The following is a 5,097-nucleotide window of genomic DNA, read 5'->3' as shown; positions in this document are numbered from 1 at the left end:
CCGCTGCCGCCGCCCGGCGTGGCAGCGCGGCCGCCGCAGCCCGCGCCGCCCGTCACCGACGCACCACCGCCGGCGCAGGACCCTGCCCCGCTGGCCGCCCCGCCGGCTGCGGCCCCCGCGATCCTCGGCACCGATCCGCCGCCGCCCCCGGAGACCATCGCGACCGACGCCGCGCCGCCGGAGCCCCGGACGGAACCGAGCGACAGCGTGCCGGTCGCGGATGCCGCGCCGCCGCCCGGCGCCCCGGCGCCGGCACCCGGCCCGGCACCGGCCGCCGATCCTGGTGAATCGGCACCGTCGCCGCCCGGTGGCGGCACCGGGCGGGACGTCAGCGCACCCGCGCGCAATGCGATCGCACCGGAAACGCCGGGCATCGTCGCGCCGGCGGCGGCGCCGGATGCCGGCGCGCCGGCGGCGCCGATCGACGCCAGCGCCGATGCACGGCCCGCCGGGATCGCCGCGGCCGCGGCAGGCGCCAAGCCCACGGTCACGCCGGAAGCCGCGACGGCCACCGCCGTGGCGGCCCGCCTGGCGCCGCCCGCGACCACCTCGCGCCCGGGCACGCAGGCCACCGAGGACGTCGCCAGGCCACGGCCATCATCGCCCCTGCGCGCCGCCGAAGCAGCCCGCGAGGCCGCCCTGGCGCTCCCTGCCGACGAACCCGCCCGGGCTCCGGACCTGCCCGACACCGCACCGCGCCTCGACCCGGTATCTCCCCTGCCAGCCCTGCCCGGCGCCGGGACCGACCGGCCCGCGCGCCCGGACCCCGCCGCGGCGCCGCGCGCCGAGGCGACGCCCGAACCGCGCCTGGCACCGGCCATCGACCGCCCCACCGCACCGAACGACACCGCCGCCGTCGAACCACCGCGCGCCCCGCCGCCGGCCGCGCCGGTGCGCCAGGTGCTGCCCGCGGTGGTCGCGGTCGCGATCGGCGGCGGCGGGCGCATCACCGTCACGCTGGAACCGGGCGAGCTCGGCCGCGTCGAGATCAGCGTCGAGCGCAGTGCCGAGGCGCCGCAGGTGGTCATCCTGGCGGAACGGCCCGAGACCCTCGCGCTGCTGCAGCGCGACCAGCGCGAGCTGGACCGCGCCCTCACGCAGGCGGGCGTTCAGGCGGAAGGGCGCGGCCTGTCCTTCGGCCTGAGCGGCGGCGATGCCGGTTCAGGCCACTCCCAGCGCAACCGCGAGACGCCGGGTGGGGGCCGCCCGGCACGCGGCGTGCAAAGCCTGGAGACGACGCCATCCGCCGCCACGCCGACCCGGCGCGACGTGCTCTCGCTGCTCGACCTCGCCATCTGACACAGGAGGCTTCCGCATGTCCGGATCCATCACCGGCACGACCGCCGCCGCCGCCGGCGCCACCGCCAGCAACACGCGCCTGGCCGGCGACTTCAACACCTTCCTCACGCTGCTCACCACGCAGTTGCAGAACCAGAGCCCGACCGATCCGCTCGATGCCAACCAGATGACGAACCAGCTGGTGCAGTTCGCCTCGGTCGAGCAGCAGATCTCGATGAACCAGAACCTGGAACGGCTGATCTCCCTGCAGCAGGCGGCGCAGCTGACCGCCGCCGCGCCGCTGGTGGGCCAGCGCGTCGAGGTCGAGGCAGACCAGCTCGCGCTGCAGAACAGCCGTGCCGAGGTGCGGCTGCCCGCCGCCGGCACCGCCCGCTTCGCCGAGATCACCGTGACCGACGGCGCCGGCCGGCCGCTGCGCCAGCAGGTGGTCGCGCTGGGCACCGCGGCCTCGGCCTGGAACTGGGACGGCCGGGATGCCGCCGGGCGCACGCTGACCGACGGCGCCTATCGCGTGACGGTGAACGGGCGCGGCGGCAATGGCGAGGCGGTGGCGCTGCCCTTCACCGTGGCCGGCACCGTGACCGGCGCGGAACAGCGCAGCAGCGGGCTCAGCCTGTCGATCGGCGGGCTGGCGGTCGGCTTCGACAAGGTGCGCCGCCTGCTGCCGGATGCCTGATGCCTGACCACAGGCCTGACGATCGGCACCGCCGTTAACGGCCCCGCAACCTTGGCCCGGCAAAGTCTGCCGCGGCGGCAGGAGGCGGCCCTCGGATGCGGCGGATACGGGCAAGGCGGCAGGTGGGCGACGACGCGCGGCGTCCTGCGGGGGCCGCATGGGCGCGCTGATCGGACAGCTGCGCGCGCTGGGGCCGGTCCGCCTGGCGCTGCTGGGTGGCGCGGGGCTGGCGGTGCTGGGGCTGCTCGCCTGGCTGGTGATGCGCGCCAGCGTGCCGCCCATGGCGCTGCTCTATGCCGACCTCGATCCGCGCGATGCCGGGCAGGTGGTGGCCTCGCTGGAACGCGCCCGCGTGCCGCACCGCATCGAGGCCGGCGGCAGCCGCATCCTGGCGCCCGAGGACCAGATCCCGCGCCTGCGCCTGACCCTGGCGCGCGAGGGTCTGCCGCAGGGCGGTTCGGTCGGCTACGAGATCTTCGACCGTGGTGAATCGCTCACGACCACCCCGTTCCAGCAGGACGTGAACCGGCTGCGCGCGCTGGAGGGCGAGATCGCGCGCTCGATCCGCCAGCTCGCGGGGGTGCGCGCGGCGCGGGTGCACCTGGTGCTGCCGCGGCGCGAGGCGTTCTCGCGTGATCGTGGCGATGCGCAGGCCTCGGTCGTGCTGACCATGCAGGGTGCGCAGCGGCTCGACCGCGAGGGCGTGCAGGCGGTGCTGCACCTGGTCGCCACCGCGGTGCCCGGATTGCGGCCGCAGAACGTTTCCATCGTCGATTCCCGCGGGGCGCTGCTGGCGCGTGGCGGCCAGGCGCTGGCCGGCCCGGGGGCGGCGCAATCCCAGGAGGAAATCCGCCGCGGCCAGGAACTGCGCATCGCCCGCGCGGTCGAGGAAATGCTGGAACGCACCCTGGGCCCCGGCCGCGTGCGCGCCGAAGCGACGGTCGAGATGGATTTCGACCGCGTGCAGACCACCGAGGAACGCTTCGACCCCGAAAACCAGGTGCCGCGCAGCCAGCAATCCGTCCAGGAGAGCAGCCGCAACGCCGAGGGCGGGCCGACCACCGTGCAGAACAACGTCCCCGGCGGCGACCCCGCCGGCGCCGGCGGCGGTGGCTCCCAGGAAAGCCGGCAGGAGGAAACCACCAACTTCGAGATCGGCCGCACCACGCGCAACACCGTGCGCGAACATCCAGTGGTGCGCCGGCAGTCGGTGGCGGTGCTGGTGGATGGCGCCTGGGAACCGGGGGCCAATGGCGCGGCCGCGACCTTCCGCGAGCGCAGCGCGGAGGAAGTGGCGCGCATCGCATCCCTGGTGCGCGGCGCCATCGGCTTCGACGAACGCCGCGGCGACACGGTCGAGGTGGTGTCGCTGCGCTTCGCCGAACCCCCCGCCGCGGCACCCGAGGCCGGCGGGATGTTCGACCTGGCCTTCAGCAGCACGACCATCGCGCGGCTGCTCGAAAGCGCGCTGTTCGCGCTGGTGGCGCTGATCGCGATCCTGCTGGTGGGCCGGCCCGCGGTGGGGCGGCTGGTCACCCTGGCGAACCGGCCGTCGGCCGCGGCGATCGCCGGCGGCGCCACGCCGGCGATCGCGGGTGCGCCGGGCGCGCCCGCGCTGCCCGGCCAGGCGGGCGACGTCGCCGCCCTGCCGGGTGCGGAGGGCGAGGACGCGATGGTCTCGATCGCCATGGTCGAGGGGCAGATGCGCGCCTCCTCGATCACGCGCATGCAGGACCTTGTGGAGCGCCATCCCGACGAAAGCCTCAGCGTGGTGCGCCGCTGGATGACGCCGGAGGGGGCCTGAACGATGGTAGGGACTTTGAACGGCGCGCAGAAGGCGGCGGCCTTCATGCTGGCGATCGGCGAGGAGCACGCCTCGCGCCTGTTCGCCAAGATGCACGAGGACGAGATCCGCGACATCTCCCAGGCGATGGCGAACCTGGGCAATGTGCAGGCGAACGCGGTCGAGGAACTGTGCCGCGAATTCTCCGAGGGGCTGGGCCAGACCGGCAACCTGGTGGGATCGTGGGAGACCACCGAACGCATGCTGCTGAAGACGCTGCCGCGCGACCGCGTCTCCCAGATCATGGAGGAAATCCGCGGCCCGGCCGGGCGGACCATGTGGGACAAGCTCGGCAACGTGAACGAGGCGGTGCTCGCGAACTACCTCAAGAACGAATACCCGCAGACCGTCGCCGTCGTGCTCACCAAGGTGAAGTCGGACCACGCCGCGCGCGTGCTGTCGCTGCTGCCCGAGAGCTTCGCCATGGAAGTGGTGATGCGCATGCTGCGGATGGAAACCGTCCAGAAGGAAGCGCTGGACGGTGTCGAGAAGACGCTGAAGGCCGAGTTCATGTCGAACCTGGCGCGCGCCCAGCGCCGCGACGCGCATGAGATGATGGCCGAGATCTTCAACAACCTCGACCGCCAGTCCGAGACGCGGATCCTGGCGGCGCTGGAGGAACGCAACCGCGACGCGGCCTCGCGCATCCGCGGGTTGATGTTCACCTTCGATGACCTCGCGCGCATGGATGGCGCGGGCGTGCAGGTGCTGATGCGCGCGGTGCCGAAGGAACAGCTCACGCTCGCGCTGAAGGGCGCGTCGGAGGGGCTGCGCGACCTGTTCATCAAGAACATGAGCGAGCGCGCCTCGAAGATGCTGAAGGAGGACCTGGCCGGGCTGGGGCCGGTCAAGCTGCGCGAGGTCGACGAGGCGCAGGCGGCGATCGTGCTGCTGGCCAAGGACCTCGCCGCGCAGGGCCAGATCCAGATGCAGGACGGGCGCGAGGAGGAGATGGTCTACTGACATGGCGAACGGTTTCGCACCCATCGCGCGGGAGGCCCGGACGGGCAGCTTCGCGCCGACCTTCCTGATCGCCGCGCTGGATGCCGCGCGGCGCGAGGCCGCGCAGGCCGCGCAGGCCGCCGAGGCCGGGATGACGCCCGAACCCGACCCGGTCGCCGCGGTGATCGCGGAGGCGCGGCGCGTGGCCTTCCTGGAGGGCAAGGCCGAAGGACTGCACGAGGCGGCCGCGAGCGCGACGACGCTGGGCGCCCAGGCCGCCGCGCAGGCCGCCACGGCGCTCGCCGCCGGCCACGCCGCCGCAGCCGCGGCCGCGCGC

General features: G+C 74.5%; 5 protein-coding genes. All 5 read left to right on the top strand.

From position 1 onward, the window contains the following. Positions 1–1,299: flagellar hook-length control protein FliK (locus tag LQ222_RS25955; RefSeq protein ID WP_230169773.1), on the top strand; the 1,299-nt coding region annotated here is incomplete at its 5' end. Positions 1,300–1,315: 16 nt separating this feature from the next. Continuing rightward, positions 1,316–1,975, top strand: a complete 660-nt coding sequence (locus LQ222_RS25950) for a flagellar hook assembly protein FlgD (RefSeq protein ID WP_230169772.1) — start codon at positions 1,316–1,318, stop codon at positions 1,973–1,975. Between the two features lie 157 nt (positions 1,976–2,132). Further along, complete coding sequence (gene fliF, locus LQ222_RS25945) at positions 2,133–3,779, top strand: flagellar basal-body MS-ring/collar protein FliF (RefSeq protein ID WP_230169771.1); 1,647 nt, start codon at positions 2,133–2,135, stop codon at positions 3,777–3,779. Positions 3,780–3,782: 3 nt separating this feature from the next. Then, the gene (gene fliG, locus LQ222_RS25940) at positions 3,783–4,781 is read left to right on the top strand and encodes a flagellar motor switch protein FliG (protein ID WP_230169770.1); all 999 of its coding nucleotides are present in this window, start codon (positions 3,783–3,785) and stop codon (positions 4,779–4,781) included. 1 nt (position 4,782) lies between these two features. Beyond that, on the top strand, positions 4,783–5,097 hold a 315-nt coding region (locus LQ222_RS25935), incomplete at its 3' end, for a hypothetical protein (protein ID WP_230169769.1).

The organism is Roseomonas sp. CECT 9278 (assembly GCF_918698155.1).
In the GTDB taxonomy this organism is placed as follows: domain Bacteria; phylum Pseudomonadota; class Alphaproteobacteria; order Acetobacterales; family Acetobacteraceae; genus Neoroseomonas.
Note: the sequence above shows the minus strand (reverse complement) of the source record. Positions and strands in the feature narration are given on the sequence as shown.